Raw genomic sequence first — 20,761 nt, forward strand, 5'->3', positions numbered from 1 at the left:
AAGTTTCCAATCACTTGATTGGAAACTTTTTTTGCTTAACTATGTTCTGTGATAAATTTATAGGCTTCTTGACCAGCGATAGCCCCATCTCCAACTGCTGTTGTCACTTGGCGAAGGTCTTTCTGGCGAACATCCCCAACCGCAAAGATACCATCAACTGCCGTCTTCATGTGGTTATCTGTCACAATCCAGCCTGCCTGGTCTTTAATATTCAATTCTTTAACAAAATCGCTAACAGGATCCAGTCCAACATAGATAAAGACACCACCAAAGGCTTGCTCTGTTACCTTACCCGTTTTCACATTTTCAAATACGACAGATTCCACTCGGTTTTCACCTTTGATTTCCTTGACTACAGAGTCCCAGATAAAGTTGACTTTCTCATTAGCAAAGGCACGGTCTTGCAAGACCTTTTGAGCACGAAGTTCATCTCGACGGTGAACTATAGTAACAGTCTTGGCAAAGCGAGTCAAGAAGAGGGCTTCTTCTACCGCTGAATCTCCACCACCGACTACGAGCAAGTCTTGATCACGGAAGAAAGCTCCATCACAGACTGCGCAGTAAGAAACACCACGACTATTCAGTTCTTCTTCTCCGGGAACTCCCAAAAGACGGTGTTTAGACCCAGTTGCCACGATGACAGTACGGGTTTCGTAAACTTGATCATCAGTGATTACCTTCTTATAGTCACCTTGGTCTTCAATATTTTCAATATAGCCATAAAAATGCTCTACTCCAAGATTTTCAAGAGGTTCAAACATCTTCTCTGCCAATTCAGGTCCACTGATATTGGCATATCCTGGATAGTTTTCGATATCAGATGTGTTGTTCATTTGCCCACCTGGCAGACCACCTTCAATCAAAGCCACTTTCAGATTGCTTCGAGCAGCATATAAGGCAGCTGTCATTCCCGCAGGCCCAGCACCGACAATAATCGTATCGTACATTTCGATTCCTTCTTTCTTGTTGTAACTATCTTTATTCTAACTGTTTGAAGTTTACTTAGCAAGCATTATGCTCTGAAAACTAAAATGAGACTCATGACGGCAAAGGATAATACTGGGATCACCAAAACCCCAATCATGATCATATCATAGAGATGAGCTTGACGGGCCTTGGCTGTCTTGTCCACACCAGACATGGCTCGCAATCCAATCCAAATCCCTAAAAAAATCACGACGAGAATGGTCGTTAAGATCAAACTCTCGAAATATAAAGAAAATAGTTGCAGCAGCATGATCTCTCTCGTTTCTATCTTTTTTAAAGAGTAAACTCAGCTAGTCCACCTAACTGAGTTTTCCTTTTACTATTATATCAAATATAAGTCCGTTTGTAACTAGCGAAGAATTCTTTTGTCCGTTCTTCTTTCGGATGATTGATGATTTCATCCGGTGTGCCTGACTCGATGATTTTCCCTTTATCTAGGAACAAAATCTTATCTGCCACTTGGGCTACAAAAGACATATCGTGACTAACCAAGATCATGGTCTGACCAGACTTAGCGGCGTCTGCAATAGACTTTTCTACTTCTCCGACCAATTCTGGGTCCAGTGCCGACGTTGGTTCGTCCAAGAGCAAGACATCTGGCTTCATAGCGAGAGCACGCGCTAGAGCAACCCGTTGCTTTTGTCCACCTGATAAGTGGCGAGGGTAATGCTGTTCACGGTCAGAAAGACCAACCTTGGCCAACTCTTCCTTAGCGATTTTTGTTGCTTCCTCGTCCGATAATTTCTTAACGACAACCAAACCTTCCTTGACATTGTCAAGAGCTGTTCGGCGTTCAAACAAATTAAACTGTTGGAAAACCATGGACAACTTGCGACGAAGGGTTAGGATCTCTTCTTGGCTAATCTGAGAAAAATCAACTTTAAAATTATCAATCTGAATCGTTCCACTATCTGGAGTTTCAAGGTAGTTCAAACTACGAAGAAAGGTTGATTTTCCAGCTCCAGATGAACCAATCAAGGCCACTACTTCTCCCTTTTGAATATCCAAGTCTAGATGATCCAAGACAGTCTGTCCTGAAAAGGATTTGCTTAAATTCGAAATCTTAATCATTAACGAAGGTCTCCTTTCACATCTGTTTTCACTGTATCAGGTGCAGAAATAGCCATTTTTCTCTCGATGAAACGACCGAGGCTTTCAATTCCGATATTGACTACCCAATAAACAAGGGCTACGGAGATGAAGCGCTCAAAGTAACGATAATCTGCTCCACCCAAAATCTGAGCCTGAGCAAAAACTTCGACAACACCTGCACTAAAGGCTAGAGAAGTTCCCTTGGTCAAACCGATGAGGGAATTGATCAAGGTTGGAGTAGCTACCACCGCTGCATTTGGAATAATCACGCGACGATAAACTTGTGCTCGTGTCATACCCAAACTACGCGCCGCCTCAATTTCACCTGGATTAACAGAAAGGATGGCTGCACGAATCGTTTCACTTGCATAAGCCGCCTCATTAAAAGCAAAGGCCACAATCGCAAAAAGTGCCGCTGGAATCGCATTGATATTGAAACCAGTGCCCCATTGCTGGTTGATAGCTTTCAGTGCCAAAGGAATTCCGTAGTAGGTCAACATAAGTTGAACTAGGATTGGGGTACCTTTTAAGAAGCTGACGAAAAAGGCCTGCAAAGGATATAAGATCTTAACACGATTGATCTTAACAATGGCAAAAATCAGGGCAAGTAGCAAACCAAAGAGTGCACCTCCAAGCGTCAACATCAAGGTTGTAGGCAGTTGCTGGACAATCCTTGGAATTCCATCAAAGACCGAACGCAAACTAAAGAGCTTACCATCCGGAATGAGTTGCATCAAACTTTGGTACCAATCTGATGCTAAAAATGTTGTAACAGTCATAAAAACATCCTCTCCTGATAATGATTCATTCTACCATACTTCTGCTCGCAAGCAAATTATTTGCTACGGGAAAAGCAGACTTTGTCTACCTTCTAGTTTATCACACTTTAAAACAGGGAGGCTATATATTTTACCTATCAAGGAGATAGATAAAAACTATCTCAAACCTAAGTTCTCATAGGTCTTTCTATAGCCGATTTGTTTAACAGCACCATTCTCCACTAAAATTGGACGTTTCAATAACATGCCATCACTAGCCAGAAGCTTGGCTGCTTCTTGCTTTGACAAGCTTCCCACCTTATCTTTTAGGCCCAGTTCACGGTATTTGATCCCGCTAGTATTGAAAAATTGTTTCACTTCAAACCCGGAAGTTTCCAACCAGTTCAAAATCACGTCTTCACTTGGTGTTTCTTCTACGATGTGGATAGCTTTGTAGTCCACACCAAGTTGATCCAATTCATTTTTTGCTTTCTTACAAGTTGAACATTTTGGGTATTCGATAAATTCTAACATCTTCTTTTCTTTCTATTTTTTATTTTCTTGAAATGTTGCGCCTTCATGCTTCAAGAGCCAGGCTTTCTTTTCGACTCCCGATGCATAGCCTGTCAAGCGATTCCCTGACCCCAGCACACGGTGACAGGGTACGAGGATGGACCAGGGATTGCGCCCCACTGCTCCGCCGATCGCTTGGGCAGAGGGCACCTGCAAGTCTTTAGCTATTTGACCGTAAGTCACTGTTTGCCCATAAGGAATGCTCTGTAAATATGCCCAGACCCTCTTTTCAAAATCCGTCCCAATAGGAGCCAAAGGTAAGTCAGATAGATCCTGAACACTACCTTCGAAATAGGTATCTAAATAGGAAATAACTTGCTCTAATACAGGATGGCTACCAACTTCTTCTATCGTTTCATCCCCTAATCCCCTCTCAAAATGAGTTTGGTCCTGTACCCAAATTCCATACAGATATTGCTCGTCAGCAACTAAGGATAAGGTCCCAATTGGCGACGGGTAGAGCATTTTTGCGTACTTTTTCTGCTTCATTTCTTTAATCTTTGATAGGCCAAACGTTCCCCATCAACTGGAACCTTACCAACCTGTTGGAAGCCTAGCTTTTCAAAGATATGCTGCATGGCCTTGTTTTGTGCATGCGTATCTGAACGAAAATCTAGATAATCAAAACCTTCAATCAAGCCTTCTAGGAAAGTCTGAGCAACTCCTTGTCCTTGGACATCTGTTGCCACAGCGATACGGTGAAAGACCAGATATTCTGATTCTTCCCCCTGCCAACTTCCTTCATAAATGGCTTCATAGGCTTCCTCTGGGCTCTTGGTCACAGCAGCATAGGCTAACAGTTCTCCCTCTTCCAAGGCCACATAGGCTTGACCAGAGATGATATCATCAATAATGATATCAGCATTTGGATAGCCATTTTGCCACTGGTCACTACCAGACTTGGCTAAACACTTTTTGGCATCCTCCATCACCTGCATAATCGCATCTACTTCGTTTGGAAAAGCTAAACGAATCTCCATCTCTTCCCCTCATTTCTAACTAGTTTCTCTCATCATAGCATAATTTAAAGCTTTCTACAAGCAGTTGAAACTTGACTTTTGTTTTTTATTATTTTATAATCTAGTTATTAAAACTAGATAAAAAGGAGTTGAAAATGAACTCTTTCTTTTTCTACCCAAAATGGGAAGAAATTCCAAACATTGATCTCTATCTGGATCAGGTTTTGCTTTATGTCAATCAAGTCTGCGCCCCCATCTCTCCAGATAAAGAAAAGGGGCTAACAGCATCCATGGTCAATAACTATGTCAAACATGGTTACCTGACAAAGCCTGACAAGAAGAAATACCAACGCAAACAGATTGCCCGTTTGATTGCCATCACCACTCTCAAATCTGTCTTTTCGATCCAAGAAATCGCTCAGACACTTAATACTCTACAAACTCAAGCGAGCTCAGACCAGCTCTACGATGCTTTTGTGGACTATATGAACCATGGGATTGATCCAGAAAATCCTATTATCCAAACTAGCTGTCAAACGGTTAAACTCTATCATCAAACTCTAGACTTAATCCTTAACAAAGAAGAGGAGGTATCCCAATGAATACTAGCCTAAAACTCAGTAAAAAACTCAGTTTTGGAGAAGAAATTGCCAACAGCGTGACCCATGCTGTCGGTGCCGTCATCATGCTCATCTTACTCCCCATTTCATCCACCTATAGTTATGAAGCACACGGATTTTTATCATCTTTTGGTGTCTCTATCTTTGTTATCAGTCTGTTTCTTATGTTTCTCTCGTCAACCATTTACCACTCTATGGCCTATGGTTCAACCCACAAATACGTCTTGCGAATCATCGACCATTCTATGATTTATGTGGCTATCGCAGGCTCTTATACCCCAGTCGTATTGACTTTGATGAATAACTGGTTTGGCTATCTCATTATTGCCATTCAGTGGGGAACGACCATCTTTGGCATCCTCTATAAAATCTTTGCTAAAAAGGTCAATGAAAAATTCAGCCTTGCCCTTTATTTGATCATGGGCTGGTTGGTTCTAGCTATCATTCCTGCCATTATCAGCCAAACAACGCCAATTTTCTGGAGTCTCATGGTAACTGGCGGACTCTGTTATACAGTTGGAGCTGGATTTTACGCTAAGAAAAAACCTTATTTCCACATGATTTGGCATCTCTTTATCCTAGCAGCATCTGCACTTCAATATATCGCGATTGTTTATTACATGTAAAAAAGTTGAGAATCTTTTCTCAACTTTTTTCTTTACACATATTGATAAAGTACTGGTGCAAGCTAACATCATCTGTCAATTCTGGATGAAAAGAAGTTACCAGCATATTTTTTTCTTGGGCTGCAACGATTTGATCATCAACTGTTGCTAAAACTTCTACACCCTTTCCAACACTGCTGATAATCGGTCCACGGATAAAGGTCATGGGAATCTTGCCAACTCCCTTACATTCTGCCTCTGTATAAAAACTTCCTAGTTGACGCCCATAGGCATTGCGCTCAACTACTATATCCATAGTCGCTAGATGACTTTCTTCCTGAGAAGTAATTTCCTTAGCCAGCAAGATTAAGCCCGCACAGGTTCCAAAGACTGGTAAGCCATTGAGAATAGCTTCTCGAATGGGAGTCAGCATGTCCTGGTCTCGTAAGAGCTTGCCCATGGTTGTAGACTCACCTCCAGGTAATATCAAGCCGGACAAGTCACTCTGACGTTGTTGAAAATCATCTAAATTTCTGATTTCGACACTAATAACACCTAACTTTTCTAGCACTTTTGCATGTTCTGCAAAGGCGCCTTGCAAGGCTAGTATTCCGATTTTCATCTATTTTCCTCGCTCTGCCATAAGAATTTGGATTTCATTCTCATTAATACCAACCATGGCTTCCCCTAGGTCTTCAGAGATTTGAGCCAAAATTTGAGGATTTTGGTAATTGGTTACCGCTTTGACAATAGCACTTGCTCGTTTAACAGGATCACCTGATTTGAAAATGCCTGAACCGACAAAGACGCCCTCTGCCCCCAATTGCATCATCAGCGCAGCATCTGCTGGCGTTGCAACGCCTCCAGCTGCAAAGTTGACAACTGGTAATTTTCCATGTTCGTGGACGTATTGGACCAATTCTATAGGAACCTGGAGTTCTTTTGCTGCGACATAGAGTTCATCTTCGCGTAGGTTTTGAATCCGTCGAATTTCTTGATTCATCATACGCATATGTCGAACAGCTTGAACGATATCTCCTGTCCCCGGTTCTCCTTTGGTACGAATCATGGAAGCTCCCTCAGCGATACGACGCAAGGCTTCACCCAAGTCCTTAGCTCCACAGACAAAAGGAACTTGGAATTCTTTCTTGTCCACATGGAAACGGTCATCAGCTGGAGACAGCACTTCACTCTCATCGATATAGTCAATCTCAATAGCCTCTAAAATCTGAGCTTCAACAAAATGCCCGATTCTAACCTTGGCCATCACTGGAATGCTGACCGCTTCTTGGATTTCCTTAATCATCTTTGGATCGCTCATACGGGAAACCCCACCAGCTGCACGAATATCAGCTGGAATTCGCTCCAAAGCCATAACAGCTGCCGCACCAGCAGCCTCTGCGATACGAGCCTGTTCAGGGTTCTGAACGTCCATGATAACCCCACCTTTGAGCATCTGTGCCAAGTTTTTATTTAGTTCATAACGATTTTCAGTCATTTCTTAATCCTCATCATTTGTATTGGTAGCTACCATTTCATTTTAAGCCAGATTAGAATGAAGTACAAGATAGAAAAACAACAACTGTCTGGGTACAAAAGTATAAAAAACTACCTGACCTTCAGTTGAGGCCAGATAGTTCATCCATTTCTATTTTTCAGCTGTAAGTGCAGCCATTGTGATATAGTTGTATGGTTTGTTAAAGTGTGGCAAGAAGAATAGGTCTGTCAATGCCAACTTGTCAATTGTCACATGCTCTTGGATAGCAAGTGAGAACATATGGATTCCCATACCGATTGATGAGTCATGAGATACCATTTGCGCACCAAGGATTTCACGGCTGTCTTTGTCAAAGACAATCTTGATGGCAACTTCGTGGTTGTCATGTTTGATAAATTCTGGTTTTTGAAGATCGTTAAAGCCTGTTTCAGTTGCGTTGTAACCAGCAGCTTTAGCTTTTTCAAGAGTCAAACCAGTCGAAACCATGTGAAGACCGTAGATAGAGATACCGTTTGATCCTTGTACACCGATTCCTTCCAATTCATGTCCACAAGCGTTATAAGCACCAACAATACCAGTACGTACAGCGTTAGATGCAAGCGCGATGTAGCTAGTGTCTTTACGAGCGTTGTCATAAACAGTCGCACAGTCACCTACTGCATAAACACCTGGGATTGAAGTTTCTTGTTTCTTGTCTACAAGGAAGGCACCGTTGCGGAAGAGTTCAATCTTACCATCAGCAAGAGCTGTGTTAGGACGGAAACCAACTGCAAGAACAACCATATCCACATCAAATGTTTCTTTGTCTGTCACCAAGCGTTCTACTTTGCCGTCACCCTGGATAGCTTTAACTGTTTGACCAAGAGCCAAGCGGATGTTGTGGTCTTCCAAGTTTTTCGCCATCATTTGAGTGAAGTCTTTGTCATAGTAGCCGTTCAAAACAGTGTCTACGATATCTACAAGCACTACTTCTTTTCCAAGACGCTCGAAAGCTTCAGCAAGCTCAACACCGATGTAACCACCACCAACAACGGCAATGCGCTCAAGGTGTTTGCTCTTGTCTTCAAGTTTTTCAATAACTTCTTCAGCGTTTTGGTACAATTTAACAAATTGTACATTTTCAAGAGTTGCTTTGAATTCGCGGTTGCCCTTAACGATTTCAACACCTTCGATTGGAGGCAAGATTGGAGTTGAACCAGTAGCAAAGATCAATTTATCATAAGACTCTTTGTGTTCTTTACCTTCAACTTCTGCTGTCACAACTTTGTTATCGTAGTCAATTGAAAGAACTGGTGAGTTCATGTAAACTTTAGCACCTTTTGCTTCCAATTTTTCTTTATCAGAGTAGAAGAGACCTTCTGGGCCATCAATTTGTTCCCCAATCCAAAGCGCCATTCCACAACCAAGGAATGAAATATTTGAGTTTTGGTCAAATACAACGATTTCATTTTCATGTCCAAAGTTGTCCAACATAGTGTTGATACATGCTGTACCAGCGTGGTTAGCACCAACTACAACGATTTTACTCATAGAATAATTCCACCTTTAAAATTTAATTTACCTTCCTAGTATATCATTTACTGTTAGCGTTTACAAGGTATTTGCTTGGAATTCTCTTTTTTCAGAAAAAATTATTCTTTGCTATATTATTTGTTTCATTTCCTTCCAATTTTTAAGCATATTTCTTGACTTTTGTTAAAATTTATTTGTGAAAACGCTGACTTTATGGTATGCTAGATACATGGAAAGAAAATGTAAGGGGTTAAATTTTCTATTAATCTAACTTATCTTGAATGATTTCCTACAAGAAGAAAGGAGTTGGTAGCTTGCCTCTTCGTTCACGTTCTGAACGGCTAATGGGAACAACTATCACGATTTCATTAGTAGATGAACGGGCTGATTGCCTACTTCAAGGAGCCTTTGATTTGCTCAAGGAGCTCGAATACCGCTTCAACGCCAATAGTCAAGAATCCGAACTGATGGAAATCAACTACCAGGCTGGAATCGCACCTGTTAAGGTTCATCCTGACCTATTTGAACTGATTGCTCTTGGACTTGAGCATAGCCTAGCTCCGTCTAGCCATCTAAATATCAGTATTGGTCCCTTGATTCAAACTTGGCGAATCGGTTTTGCAGATGCACGGCTTCCAAAGCCAAATGAAATAGAAGCTGTCTTGCCTCTAGTTGACCCGCATTTTATCAAGTTGGATCCGACTAGCTCTACTGTCTTTTTAGAGAAGAAAGGAATGAAGCTTGATTTAGGTTGTTTAGCCAAGGGCTATAGTGCAGATAAGGTTGCCCAGTATTTGAAAGAGCACGGTGTCACCTCTGCCTTGATCAATCTCGGAGGAAATATCCTCACCATCGGGAACAACCAAGCCAAAGAAGGGAAAGCCTGGCAGATTGGGATTCAAGATCCGCGAAATCCTCGTGGCAATCATCTCCTAACCATTCCTGCTTCTAACAAATCCGTTGTCACTTCAGGTATCTATGAACGCCACCTGACAGTAGATGGAAAAGACTATCACCATATCTTTGATAGTGAGACAGGATTTCCTGTCGAAACAGACCTCGCTAGCCTAACGATTATCTCTGATAAATCCGTTGATGGTGAGATTTGGACAACGCGCCTTTTCGGAGAACGAAGTGCTTCTATCCTCTGGCAAGTCGAAAGTATAGATGGCATTGAAGCCATTCTCATCGACAAAGAGGGACACATTGCTTGTTCTTCAGGCCTTCAAAATTGTATTATGTAAAAAGAGAAAGGAAATCTCATGCTAAAACTTATTGCCATTGTTGGAACGAACTCTAAACGTTCTACAAACCGCCAATTGCTCCAATACATGCAAAAACACTTTGCGGATAAAGCTGAAATTGAACTCGTTGAAATCAAGGATATCCCTGTTTTCAACAAACCAGCAGATAAACTTCTTCCTGCTGAAATTCTTGAAATTGCAGCCAAAATCGAAGCATCTGATGGTGTGATTATCGGTACTCCTGAGTACGACCACTCTATCCCTGCAGTTTTGATGAGCGCTCTTGCTTGGCTATCTTACGGTATCTACCCACTTTTGAACAAACCAATCATGATTACTGGTGCTTCATACGGCACACTTGGTTCATCTCGTGCCCAATTGCAACTCCGTCAAATCTTGAATGCTCCTGAAATCAAGGCAAATGTTCTACCAGATGAATTCTTGCTTTCTCACTCTCTTCAAGCATTTAACCCAAGTGGCGACTTAGTTGACCTTGATGTCATCAAGAAATTGGATGCCATCTTTGATGACTTCCGTATCTTTGTGAAGATTACTGAGAAATTGCGCAATGCACAAGAATTGCTTCGCAAAGATGCAGAAGAATTTGACTGGGAAAATTTGTAAGATAGGAGACCGAAAGAATGAAATTTGTTGGACTTGTTGGATCAAACTACGATCAATCATATAACCGCAAACTCTTGGAATTTATCCGTCGCAATTTCAAATTCAAATTTGAATTAGAAGTCCTTGAAATCGACGAAGTTCCAATGTTTAACCAAGACGAAAAATGGGACGACAGTTTCCAATTACGCTTCTTGTATAACAAAATTACACGTGCTGATGGTGTCATTATCGCTACTCCTGAGCACAACCACACTATCTCAGCTTCTCTCAAATCTGTACTCGAATGGCTTTCATACGAAGTTCATCCATTTGAAAACAAGCCTGTCATGATTGTGGGAGCATCATACTACGACCAAGGAACATCACGTGCCCAAGTTCACCTTCGTAAAATCCTTGATGCTCCAGGTGTTAATGCCTACACGCTTCCAGGTAACGAATTCCTTCTTGGTAAAGCTAAGGAAGCTTTTGATAACAACGGAAATATCACCAACGAAGGAACTGTTAAATTCCTTGAGACTTGCTTAGATAACTTTGTAAAATACGTAGGAGTCGTTTCGAAATTGAAAAAACCAAAACCAATCGAACCAGAAGACTTGGATTGTGGAAAACCAATCGCTACAACCATCACAGAAGTTGATCCTGACGATCCAGAATGGGTAGAAAAAGTTGCTGCAATCACTGGCGCTGTTTCTGGTGATACCTATGTCAAATTGGACCACGGTATCTTGACAGTTAACCAAATCGATATGTTCTTGAAAGCTATGCCATTTGAATTGACATACGCTGACGATAACAACCAATTCCTCTACTACAACAACGCTCACCAAGATCCAGACACCATGTTTGCTAAACGTGTACCGCCTCAATCAGGTAGCCGTATGTCGACTGTTCATGGTTCTCTTCCACCAGCACGTATGAAGAACGTAGAGTGGGTTATCGGAACACTTCGCAACGGAAACCAAGAATACGTCCGTACGATCGTTCCAGGTTCTCCTGCAGGTGTCATCAACACCCACAACTACCAAGCAATGTACTATCCTGATGGATCATACGCTGGTATCAATGAAATTGTCTTTAACTTCCAACCATGGCTTGACTGGTACCTAAAAGAGACTGGTCAACGTTTGGTGGGTGGTAGCGGACCATTTGCTCCTACAGCTGGAGGTCATGGAGACGCCGATGCTACTTCTGGCGCTTCTGATTCAGGTGACGCTGGAGGCCACGGTGGTGACGCAGACGCTACTTCTGGTGCAAGCAACTAAGAAACCAAAAAGGAGCCAAACGGCTCCTTCTTTTTTATTGCAAAAGAAAAGGGGAATGTAAATCATCTACAACCCCTTTCAATTTATGAGTTAGGATCATCTAAACTACGACCATGCAAACCTTTTTCGCGTTGTACTTGACGTAGTTTTTCTGGTGTGACGTCATTTCCTTCCTCGTCCACAATTTTGATTCCTTCAATGTGGTGACGAACAGAACGACGATAGCCTTCGATGTACTCCTCACGAAGTTTAGCTTGTTCCACTTTTTCAGCAGAAGTTAAGCCTTCTGTTTTTTTCTTTTTGGCAAGCTCGTTAATACGAGCGATTTTTTTCGGATCCATTTCTTCTCCTTTGTGATAAGGTTTAATCCGTTTAACAGATTTTATTTTTTATTTGGTATTAATTTGATTGAAACGTGCAAGTTTAGCGGCTTTCTTGGTTAATTGCGACAAGATAGCCAAGCGATTTTGACGGACATCCTGATCTTCAGCCATTACCATGGTATTTTCAAAGAAAGCATCAATAATTGGGCTAAGTGCAAAGAGTTGTTCTAATTGCTGACCTGCAGTACCTGACAAAACGAGTGATTCCACTGCTTCTGCCAAGGCTTTCTCTTCTTCATTCTCAAAGAGGGCAGGATCAACAGTATCAGTTCCTTCGGCTTTTTCAGCCAAATTGAAAGCACGTGAGAGGGATTCGACAGACGGTTTGAAATCTTCTTGCTTGCTTGCTTCTACGAGAGCACTTGCTGCTTCTAGCATATCTGCCACAACAAAGTTCAAACTTGCAAGGACCGCTTCCTTAATGTCTTTTGGAGTTGAACCCATCATCTTATCAACACGAGCCTTGATAAAGTCCATGACCTCTGCTTTATTTTCATAAGTTAAGCTGTCGAATTTTAGATCATAAAGGCTATCGATCAGCTCATCCATAGCAATATGCCAACCAAAGGCATCCAAGATACGAACCACACCTTGCGTCGCACGACGAAGGGCATAAGGATCATTAGAACCTGATGGGATCAAGCCTACTGAGAAGAAACTCAAAATCGTATCCAATTTGTCTGCAATGGCTAGAATGGCTCCAACCTTGCTCTCTGGAAGTTCTCCTTCGGCTGATGTAGGCATATAGTGTTCACGAATAGCAGCCGCAACTGCTGGAGTTTCACCAGCAAGAAGGGCATATTTCTCACCCATAATACCTTGGAGTTCATCAAACTCACCGACCATACCCGTCAACAAGTCAAATTTGTAAATAGCTGCTGCACGCGCTAGGTCAACTGTTTCATCCACTGACAAACCAGCTTTTTCTGCCAAGAGAATGGCAATCTGCCCCGTACGAATCATGTGTTCACGAAGAGAACCAATCTTTTCGTGGAAGGTCACATGGTTCAATTTTTCAACAAGATCTGAAATGACCAATTTTTGGTCTTCACGCCAGAAGAATTCTCCGTCTTCCAAGCGGGCAACTAGGACTTTTTCATTCCCCTTGATGACATTTTCCAAATGCTCTGCATTTCCGTTACGGACTGAAATGAAGTTTGGCAAGAGTTTACCATCTTGATCACGGACAACAAAGTAACGTTGGTGTTCCTTCATCGAAGTCACCAAAACTTCTTCTGGAACTTCAAGGTATTTGGCATCAAAACTTCCCATAAAGGCAGTTGGGTATTCAACCAAGTTCAAGACTTCATTCAACAAGTCAGCATCAATTTCGATGCGTACGCCTTGTTCAGCTTCGATTGCTTTGATTTGATCAACAATCATTTGCTCACGTTCACGAGGATCCGCAATTACAAATTGTTTACGAAGGTCTTCTTCATAGCTCAATGCTGACTGAATCTTAGTTTCTTGTCCCAAGAAACGATGGCCGCGACTCACACGACCGCCCTTGATATCAAGGAAATCCAAATCAAACTCTTGCTCGTCCAAGAGAACTGTCAAAGTGTGTACAGGGCGGATATATTCAAAAGTGTTGTTAGCCCAGTGCATGCTGACAGGGAAAGTTAGTGACTTCAAGACGTCTACTACACCTGGAACAATGGATTCAACCGGTTGGCCCACTTCTTCCTTAGTAACATAGACATATTCTTCACCCTTGATTTCACGGAATTCAATATCTTCAACTGTCAAGCCTTTTCCACGGACAAATCCTTGAGCTGCTTTAGTGAAGTTTCCATCACTATCCAAGGCAATTTTCTTTGCTGGTCCCTTGAAATCTTCTGTCAAATCAGACTGTTTGTCTGCAAGACCAGTCACACGAACAGCCAAACGGCGTGGTGTTGAGAAGGTTTGAATGGCTTCAAAGGAAAGACGATTTTCTTTGAGGAAGGTTGCCATTTTTTCACCTAGTTGTTTTTCACTAGGAGTTACTACGTAGGCTGGTAACTCTTCAAGACCGAGTTCTACTAATAAGTTTTTTGTCATGTTTTTCCTTTACATTTTCTTCAATCTTTTTTGATATGCACCTTAGGTACTGGGGACGTCGCTAACTAACTTTTGTGAGTCTGTAAGGAAATCTTATACCAAATAAACTAAGATTTCCAACAGTCTCATCAAAGTGGATTTAGCTGACTGATTTTTGAACCCAAGGTTTCAAAAATTCCCACATAACAGTACGGCGGTGCATATCCCTCTAGCAAGTCTTCAACTTGCCTTTAACGATTTTAGAGCACAGTATTACTTACTATTCTGCGTCTTCTGCTAAGAGTTTAGCTCTTGTTTCTTCATCCAAGAGTGGGTAGCCTAGGCGTTTTCGTTCTGCGACAAAGGTTTTGGCTACGACACGGGCCAGGTTACGGATACGAGCGATATAGCCTGCACGCTCGGTTACAGATACGGCACCACGCGCGTCAAGCAAGTTAAAGGTATGTGAACATTTGAGAACATAGTCATAGGCAGGGTGAACCAAGCCTTCTTCTAATGCACGACCAGCTTCTTTTTCAAACTTATCAAAGTTTTCAAGCAACATTTCTTGGTCTGAAATTTCAAATGAATATTTTGAATGCTCGTACTCAGGTTGGATGAAGATTTCTCCGTATTTTACACCATCAGCCCACTCGATATCATAGACAGAGTCAACTTCTTGGATGTAAGAAGCCAAACGTTCCAAACCATAGGTAACTTCTGCAGTTACAGGGCCAGTTGCCAATCCACCAACTTGTTGGAAATAAGTGAACTGAGTAATTTCCATCCCATCAAGCCAAACTTCCCATCCAAGACCAGCTGAACCAGTAGAAGGATTTTCCCAGTTATCTTCAACGAAGCGAATATCGTGTTCCAATGGATTGATACCCAATTTTTCCAAAGATTCAAGGTAAAGTTCTTGGATATTTGATGGAGAAGGCTTCATGACCACTTGGAATTGGTGGTGTTGGTAGAGACGGTTAGGGTTTTCCCCATAACGACCGTCAGCAGGACGACGTGATGGCTCCACATAAGCCGCATTCCATGGCTCAGGCCCGATAGCACGAAGGAAAGTGTAAGGACTCATTGTCCCCGCACCTTTTTCATTATCATAAGCCTGCATGAGCATACAACCTTGGTCATTCCAAAATTGTTGCAAAGTCAAAATAATTTCTTGAAATGTTAATTTCTTAGACATTGAATACTCCTTAATAAAAAATAATTTCTTGCGACACTAGTCTGCCTCGTCGATTATACGAGGCAAGACGAGTTAGTACTGCGTCTAGCTCAGCACCCTAGTGCTGAGCGTGGGGCAGTCCGACTGTAAGGAGGTCTCTGCCACTGACGCAGTGGAAAGTTAATTTTTTAGACATTGTTTACTCCTTTAGTTTTTATATCTCTTTTTCAATTAATTTCTGCTGAACAAACCAATTTAACAAGGGAAGAGTTTTATCTGTATTTGCCCATAGATGATAAGAATCAAAGACCGCTTGTACACTACCCAGATTTTCTACCAACTTATCTACTGTCAAAAAACTACGCCAGTATTCGTAAAAAATACTTGCATAGTTCTTATCATAAGTAGAGGAACCAAAATCATTCAATGAATGCCAACCATACTTCTTCTGATAAAGTTCTACGAGAGATTGATTACAAATTTTTTCCGCTTGAAATTCCTCTTCTGTCAAGAAATACTTGCGACTAATATATTCAACCATCCCCTCTTCGAACCAGATGTAAGAGTCGTAACCATCAAAATCATCTGAAAAATGCTCCGACCAATGAGCTAACTCATGTCCTACAATCTGTAAGAGGAAATTTTCAGATAAAGAATGATAGTGACTTTCTATTGCTTGAGTTTGCTGAGAACGCTCGTAGTCCATCAACTGATACAAATACAGCTCTTTCCAAACAGTTAAATCAGGCGTCATAACCATTCGTCTATTATTTGTATAGGCAGGAACAGGTATTTCCCTAATAATCTGTGTAGCAGCATTAAGACCTGACCAAATGATGGCTTGTGGTAAATCATAGACTGCAAGTTCATTCTTTAAAAAAGATTGATAAGCCTCCAACTTTTCAGTATTTCTTAATACAAAATCACGAAATGCAACTAGTTGGATATCATCTTTTACAAGATAAAGGTTATCCACGGCTCTCCTTTCTTTCACACACATAGACTGAATAAACAAAAGAACCGCATCCGACAATCCTAGGTTGATTTAACCTAGGGGCGTCAGAAACGCGGTTCCACCCTAATTTATTACTTCATTGTTTTTTAAAATACGACAGAAAGCGCCAGTTTCTTACCTTGTCCTACTTGGCTCCCACTATCCCAAGCTCGCTGAAGAACGCCATAAGACTTTCTTTCTTGTTGATTATTATATCAGAAAGGTAGAAAATTTACAATTCTTTTTCTTACTTTCTAAAAATCCATCTCATCCACACGAGGTGCGCCAGAAATCACTGAGATAGTCTTTAGGACCTCTCGCTCTTCTTTGCTGAGTTCAATCCCAAAACAGTCAAGATTGCTCTGGATGCGAGAGGCCGTCACTGACTTAGGTAGAGGTAAAAAGCCTTCTGCCAAACTCCAAGCCAAGGCAATTTGAGCCACTGATTTTCCATGCTTATCAGCAATTTCTTGGACTTCTTTCTTATCAAACAACTCTCCTTGCCCAAAAGGTCCCCAAGCCTCTAGGAGAATTCCCTTCTCTCTACAGTAGGCAACTACTTCTTCTTGATAAACCCCTGGCGCTAAGCGCACCTGATTAACCGCTGGAATGACTCTTGCTGTCTCAAGCAAGGCATCCAAATGATGGGGGAGGAAATTACTAACACCAATAGCACGGATTTTGCCTTCTTTGTAAAGATCCTCCATCGCTCTCCAAACTTCAGCATTGCGAGTTTTCCATTCGTTATTTTCCCTTAGTGGTTTTGGATTTGGCCAATGGATAAGGTACAAGTCTAGATAATCCAAGCCCAGTTTTTCCATTGATTCCTCAAATGCTTGGCGAGCTTCTTCATAGCTGTGATTGGTATTCCAGAGTTTGGTCGTTACAAAGATTTCTTGACGTGGAATACCGCTATCTCGTATAGCACGGCCAACGCTCTCCTCATTTTGATAGATAGCCGCAGTATCGATATGTCGATAGCCAGCCTTTAAAGCTTCTAAAACGGCTTGGTAGGCCACCTCTCCATTTTCAGCTTTCCATGTTCCAAATCCTAGAACAGGAATTGAAACTCCATTATTAAGGGTATAAGATTTCATCGTTTTTCCTTTCTATGTGAAGAAAATCTAAAGGAACAAAGTCCTGATTGCCAGAACACTTACTCCTTTAGATTTTAACAATTATTGATCACGATCATAATACATTTCATGAGCTTTCAAGCGAGAATTAAGCATTTCCGGAACAGTCACAAATGTATAACCTTGCTCTTTCAGATATTCTATAATCTTTGGAAGAGCATTAACTGTAGCGCCGTGAATATCATGCATAAGAACAATCGATCCATTACGAACTTGATGCTGAATCTCTGTTAAAATAGCAGATTCATTCTTGCTCTTCCAGTCCAAACTATCTACATTCCACATGATAAAGCTCAAGTCAAGACTGTTACGGATATCATCAGTAATAGCGCCATAAGGCGGACGCATGAGTTTAGAACTCGAACCTAAAACCTTGGTCAAGGCATCTTCCGTATCCGTGATTTGTTTTTTAGCATCTTCAAGAGACAATTTAGAAAGAACGGGATGATCCCAGCTATGATTTCCCACAACATGTCCTTCAGATTTCATACGTTTCAGAAGATCTTCATTGCCAGCAATGTTTTTACCAAGTACAAAGAAGGTCGCCTTTACATTGTACTTAGCTAATGTATCCAAAGCCTGAGTAGTTGTAGATGGATTTGGACCATCATCAAAGGTCAAGGCTACAACTTTTTTATTTTTTTGTGCAAAGTAAGCTTGATAGAGTTCAGCATCTTTCTCAAGCAAATAGGACGACTCAATAACATCAAAGAAACTGGATATTGGTAAAGCAATTTCCTCCAGAGTCTCCCCTGAGTTCGCTGGATAAAGGATGAGTTGACTATCTTTATAATCAAAGCTCCAAGACGTCAATTCTTGGTCTGTGAAGTTTTTTAGAACCTGATCAATTTTTGTCTGGTCAAGTTTCTTATCTTCTAGGGTTGCTTTGATTTGACTCAGCAATAGTTCCTTAGCCTTGGTCGCATCTTTGAAAAGTTGACTAAGAGTAAAAGTTTTACCGTCTTCTGTCAAGAAAATTTTTCCTAAAGAAGTCTTTTCTTTTTCTTCAACCTTTGCTGCAGACAAATCGTAAACTTGCTTACTAATATTACGAGCCACAACTCCCTTTAGGACGGGATCCAACTGCTCCGTATAATAAAAGACCAAATCTTCTTTATCTTCCAGCTTTTCCTTAATATCCTGATTGATCTTTTCTCTAACAGATGCAATGACTTCCTCTCCTTGAAGAGGGTAGTAGGCAATCACTTCAGCTTGACCTTTTCGGAAATGGTCTTTCTGACTACCTGCTTTGAATTGTTGATCTTTTTCACTTTTTAGCGCTTCAATTTTCTGTTCATAGGACTGTTTCTGCAAAATCTTGTAACCAATCACGCTACCTAGGCAGATCATAGCAAGACTTAAAATACCTACTAAAACCAGTAATACATTTCTCTTTTTATCGTGGGAAACACGCTTCTCTCTATTTTTCTTCATACCTCCATCATATCAAATCAGAACTATAATTTCAATGATAAATCGATATTCTTCTATTTTTGAAAGAAATAATAAAAAGCCTAGATGATCTAAGCTTTTCAGGTATTAGAAGCGAATCGCTTCACGTGTTTTTTCATAAGAAGAAACAAAGCGATTTGTGACTCCTGGTTCTGCAACTTCCAAGGCCTGAGAAATCTTCTCAAATGATGCCTTGTAGTCAAATTCTTTTTCAAAAATTTCAAGTGCTTCATTGAAAGCTTGCTGGATACGCTCATCAAATGAACGGTAACGGTTTGAATACTGCAAGAGTTGCTCCGTCAAGGTCGCGTATTGAACAATATTGTAGGTTTCTGTTTCAAGAGCCTCCATGTCATGGGTCGCAATTTCAAGAATTCGTTTAACTGATTCAATATTAACTTGTGCTTGTTCTAACTCTGCCATCAGATCTTCTGTGTTATGGCTTGCAGTGAAGAAAAGTTTCAAGAAACTTTGAGGAATACCCGGCAAGTTTCTCTTCTCCATGTAACGTTTGATAGTATGCAAGCGATTCACATAGACATTGGCTTTCTGACGAGCATTGATGTCGTCTTTTTTGATTTGAGCTAGGCGTTCACTAACAGAAACTTGTTCGTCTTCAATGTCTTTTAGATTACTTTGAAGTGAACTAAGCTGCTCCTCTAAAACAGAGTAGGCTTGAGTAGGTTCTGTCTGATCTTCAGTTACCTCTGTGATCGCTGTATCAAGACCTGACAATTCAGCTTGAAGACGGCGGACATGGTTCCCATCACTTTCTGGGAGAAGATAGGTTTTATTCAAACGTTCAAGGTCTTGAACCAAAACCTGATTATTTTCTTTCAAGTGATTGAGGTAGGTTGGAAGCGTTGAAAGGAGACTTTCAACGACTTTTTGGGCAGCTATTTCATGCGTGAAGATATCGTAGAGCGCATTAATCTCTTCTTGGATTTGTGTATTTTCATACTCTGCATTATCCAATTCCAACTGGCGGATGTTTTCTTGATTATTTTTCAAGGATTCATGTAAAAGTTGGAAGCGTGACTCGATGTCCGTTTCAGTGAAGTGATAATTAGCATCCAAGAGTTTACGGTAGCCTTCCTCCAAATCTTCCAATTGTTCTGGAAGTTCTGTTGACAAAGTCTTCACGAGAGATGGAACACGATCAACGATATGTGTCAAAGCGAGAATATGATTTTCAGTTGAATCAAGAATTGCTGCAGCTTCAACTGGATCACCTGAAGAGTTCAAGGTTACAAATTGAGAAAACTCTGACTGGATATTTTCCAATTGTTTCTCAATTTCAGGAAGGGCTTTACCATACTGTTCCGAATTTTCTGCTACGGTATGTTGCAGATTTTCAAATAAGTCCAAAGCATGCAGAACACGTCCGCTATTCTTAGACTCTTGTTTTTCAAGCTCTGAAAGCGCATTGCGAATCGCCGCAATGTCTTCTTCAATTAAATCAATTTGACTTTCGATTTGATCGATTTGGTGAGTCGCTTTGAAAAAGCGAAAAGAATTATTATAGCCTTCAGCCTCAAACAGGTTATTTTCAATATCAGCAAATGAGTTAAGGGATAAATCAACCCATTTTTGATTCCATTCACGGAAGGTTACCTGACTTTGACCAATCAAATGCATGTTTTTAACCGCTTCAACCTCATCATTTACAGGAAGGTTGTAGAGTTCTTCTTTTCTTTCTTCGAGGGCCGTCAATCTACTTACATTACGCTTACGTAGGAAGATTGCCGCTACATAAGCCAGAATCAAAATGACTGCAATCGCAACCATTAGATAAATTAGTTGTCCATTAGACATATCAAACTCCTTTTATACTAGAAACAATCGTATTGATTATATCATATT

At 41.0% G+C, this 20,761-nt stretch carries 22 protein-coding genes; 5 read left to right on the top strand and 17 right to left on the bottom strand.

The features are described 5' to 3' along the window. Nucleotides 1–35: 35 nt before the first annotated feature. The 7 genes from trxB to HMPREF0850_RS10265 form a co-directional block, all read right to left on the bottom strand. A complete protein-coding gene (gene trxB / locus HMPREF0850_RS10235) occupies nt 36–947 on the bottom strand; it encodes a thioredoxin-disulfide reductase (protein WP_000272340.1) in 912 nt (303 codons plus the stop codon). A gap of 65 nt (nt 948–1,012) precedes the next feature. Then, the gene (locus HMPREF0850_RS10240) at nt 1,013–1,237 is read right to left on the bottom strand and encodes a DUF4059 family protein (RefSeq protein WP_000926602.1); all 225 of its coding nucleotides are present in this window, start codon (nt 1,235–1,237) and stop codon (nt 1,013–1,015) included. Nucleotides 1,238–1,314: 77 nt separating this feature from the next. Further along, the gene (locus tag HMPREF0850_RS10245; RefSeq protein WP_000590977.1) at nt 1,315–2,058 is read right to left on the bottom strand and encodes an amino acid ABC transporter ATP-binding protein; all 744 of its coding nucleotides are present in this window, start codon (nt 2,056–2,058) and stop codon (nt 1,315–1,317) included. Then, nucleotides 2,058–2,858, bottom strand: a complete 801-nt coding sequence (locus tag HMPREF0850_RS10250; protein ID WP_000219160.1) for an amino acid ABC transporter permease — start codon at nt 2,856–2,858, stop codon at nt 2,058–2,060. Before HMPREF0850_RS10250 ends, HMPREF0850_RS10245 begins: the two co-directional genes overlap by 1 nt. A 156-nt stretch (nt 2,859–3,014) precedes the next feature. Then, a complete protein-coding gene (locus HMPREF0850_RS10255; protein ID WP_000889078.1) occupies nt 3,015–3,371 on the bottom strand; it encodes an arsenate reductase family protein in 357 nt (118 codons plus the stop codon). Nucleotides 3,372–3,383: 12 nt separating this feature from the next. After that, complete coding sequence (locus HMPREF0850_RS10260) at nt 3,384–3,899, bottom strand: methylated-DNA--[protein]-cysteine S-methyltransferase (protein WP_000810628.1); 516 nt, start codon at nt 3,897–3,899, stop codon at nt 3,384–3,386. Next, nucleotides 3,896–4,390, bottom strand: a complete 495-nt coding sequence (locus HMPREF0850_RS10265) for a GNAT family N-acetyltransferase (RefSeq protein WP_000405846.1) — start codon at nt 4,388–4,390, stop codon at nt 3,896–3,898. Before HMPREF0850_RS10265 ends, HMPREF0850_RS10260 begins: the two co-directional genes overlap by 4 nt. A 134-nt stretch (nt 4,391–4,524) precedes the next feature. Between HMPREF0850_RS10265 and HMPREF0850_RS10270 the strand changes: the two genes are divergently transcribed. Both HMPREF0850_RS10270 and trhA read left to right on the top strand, forming a co-directional pair. Further along, entirely contained in the window at nt 4,525–4,971 is a 447-nt protein-coding gene (locus HMPREF0850_RS10270; RefSeq protein ID WP_001083910.1) for a DUF1836 domain-containing protein, read from the top strand. Further along, entirely contained in the window at nt 4,968–5,615 is a 648-nt protein-coding gene (gene trhA / locus HMPREF0850_RS10275; RefSeq protein ID WP_001097972.1) for a PAQR family membrane homeostasis protein TrhA, read from the top strand. Before HMPREF0850_RS10270 ends, trhA begins: the two co-directional genes overlap by 4 nt. A gap of 19 nt (nt 5,616–5,634) precedes the next feature. Here the strand turns inward: trhA and pdxT are convergent, their stop codons facing one another. From pdxT to nox, 3 genes are all read right to left on the bottom strand, one after another. Further along, on the bottom strand, nt 5,635–6,216 hold the full coding sequence (pdxT, locus tag HMPREF0850_RS10280) for a pyridoxal 5'-phosphate synthase glutaminase subunit PdxT (protein ID WP_000689953.1): 582 nt from the start codon (nt 6,214–6,216) through the stop codon (nt 5,635–5,637). Next, nucleotides 6,217–7,092, bottom strand: a complete 876-nt coding sequence (gene pdxS / locus HMPREF0850_RS10285; protein ID WP_000138524.1) for a pyridoxal 5'-phosphate synthase lyase subunit PdxS — start codon at nt 7,090–7,092, stop codon at nt 6,217–6,219. 150 nt (nt 7,093–7,242) lie between these two features. After that, a complete protein-coding gene (nox, locus tag HMPREF0850_RS10290; protein WP_000036763.1) occupies nt 7,243–8,622 on the bottom strand; it encodes a H2O-forming NADH oxidase in 1,380 nt (459 codons plus the stop codon). 296 nt (nt 8,623–8,918) lie between these two features. On the opposite strand from nox, the gene HMPREF0850_RS10295 reads away from it, so the two are divergent. The 3 genes from HMPREF0850_RS10295 to HMPREF0850_RS10305 are packed head-to-tail and all read left to right on the top strand — an operon-like array spanning nt 8,919 to nt 11,734. Next, complete coding sequence (locus HMPREF0850_RS10295) at nt 8,919–9,848, top strand: FAD:protein FMN transferase (protein WP_009014051.1); 930 nt, start codon at nt 8,919–8,921, stop codon at nt 9,846–9,848. Between the two features lie 18 nt (nt 9,849–9,866). After that, the gene (locus tag HMPREF0850_RS10300; protein WP_000915929.1) at nt 9,867–10,472 is read left to right on the top strand and encodes an NADPH-dependent FMN reductase; all 606 of its coding nucleotides are present in this window, start codon (nt 9,867–9,869) and stop codon (nt 10,470–10,472) included. Nucleotides 10,473–10,489: 17 nt separating this feature from the next. Then, nucleotides 10,490–11,734 carry an NAD(P)H-dependent oxidoreductase gene (locus HMPREF0850_RS10305; RefSeq protein WP_000673664.1) on the top strand — a complete coding sequence of 415 codons (1,245 nt, stop codon included), beginning with the start codon at nt 10,490–10,492 and terminating at the stop codon, nt 11,732–11,734. 83 nt (nt 11,735–11,817) lie between these two features. Here the strand turns inward: HMPREF0850_RS10305 and HMPREF0850_RS10310 are convergent, their stop codons facing one another. From HMPREF0850_RS10310 to ezrA, 7 genes are all read right to left on the bottom strand, one after another. Beyond that, nucleotides 11,818–12,075, bottom strand: a complete 258-nt coding sequence (locus tag HMPREF0850_RS10310; RefSeq protein WP_000371291.1) for a DUF896 family protein — start codon at nt 12,073–12,075, stop codon at nt 11,818–11,820. A gap of 48 nt (nt 12,076–12,123) precedes the next feature. After that, a complete protein-coding gene (glyS, locus tag HMPREF0850_RS10315) occupies nt 12,124–14,160 on the bottom strand; it encodes a glycine--tRNA ligase subunit beta (RefSeq protein ID WP_000164794.1) in 2,037 nt (678 codons plus the stop codon). A gap of 259 nt (nt 14,161–14,419) precedes the next feature. After that, complete coding sequence (gene glyQ / locus HMPREF0850_RS10320; RefSeq protein ID WP_000038736.1) at nt 14,420–15,337, bottom strand: glycine--tRNA ligase subunit alpha; 918 nt, start codon at nt 15,335–15,337, stop codon at nt 14,420–14,422. Nucleotides 15,338–15,530: 193 nt separating this feature from the next. Continuing rightward, nucleotides 15,531–16,292: a hypothetical protein gene (locus HMPREF0850_RS10325; RefSeq protein WP_000369571.1), complete on the bottom strand. Its 762-nt coding sequence runs from the start codon at nt 16,290–16,292 to the stop codon at nt 15,531–15,533. A 272-nt stretch (nt 16,293–16,564) separates the two neighbouring features. Continuing rightward, nucleotides 16,565–17,407 carry an aldo/keto reductase gene (locus tag HMPREF0850_RS10330; RefSeq protein WP_000844576.1) on the bottom strand — a complete coding sequence of 281 codons (843 nt, stop codon included), beginning with the start codon at nt 17,405–17,407 and terminating at the stop codon, nt 16,565–16,567. Between the two features lie 81 nt (nt 17,408–17,488). Next, nucleotides 17,489–18,880, bottom strand: a complete 1,392-nt coding sequence (gene pgdA / locus HMPREF0850_RS10335; protein ID WP_000742164.1) for a peptidoglycan-N-acetylglucosamine deacetylase PgdA — start codon at nt 18,878–18,880, stop codon at nt 17,489–17,491. A 105-nt stretch (nt 18,881–18,985) separates the two neighbouring features. Continuing rightward, nucleotides 18,986–20,713 carry a septation ring formation regulator EzrA gene (ezrA, locus tag HMPREF0850_RS10340; protein WP_000064793.1) on the bottom strand — a complete coding sequence of 576 codons (1,728 nt, stop codon included), beginning with the start codon at nt 20,711–20,713 and terminating at the stop codon, nt 18,986–18,988. Nucleotides 20,714–20,761 lie beyond the last annotated feature (48 nt).

This window comes from Streptococcus sp. M143 (genome assembly GCF_000162495.1).
Lineage (GTDB): Bacteria > Bacillota > Bacilli > Lactobacillales > Streptococcaceae > Streptococcus > Streptococcus dentisani.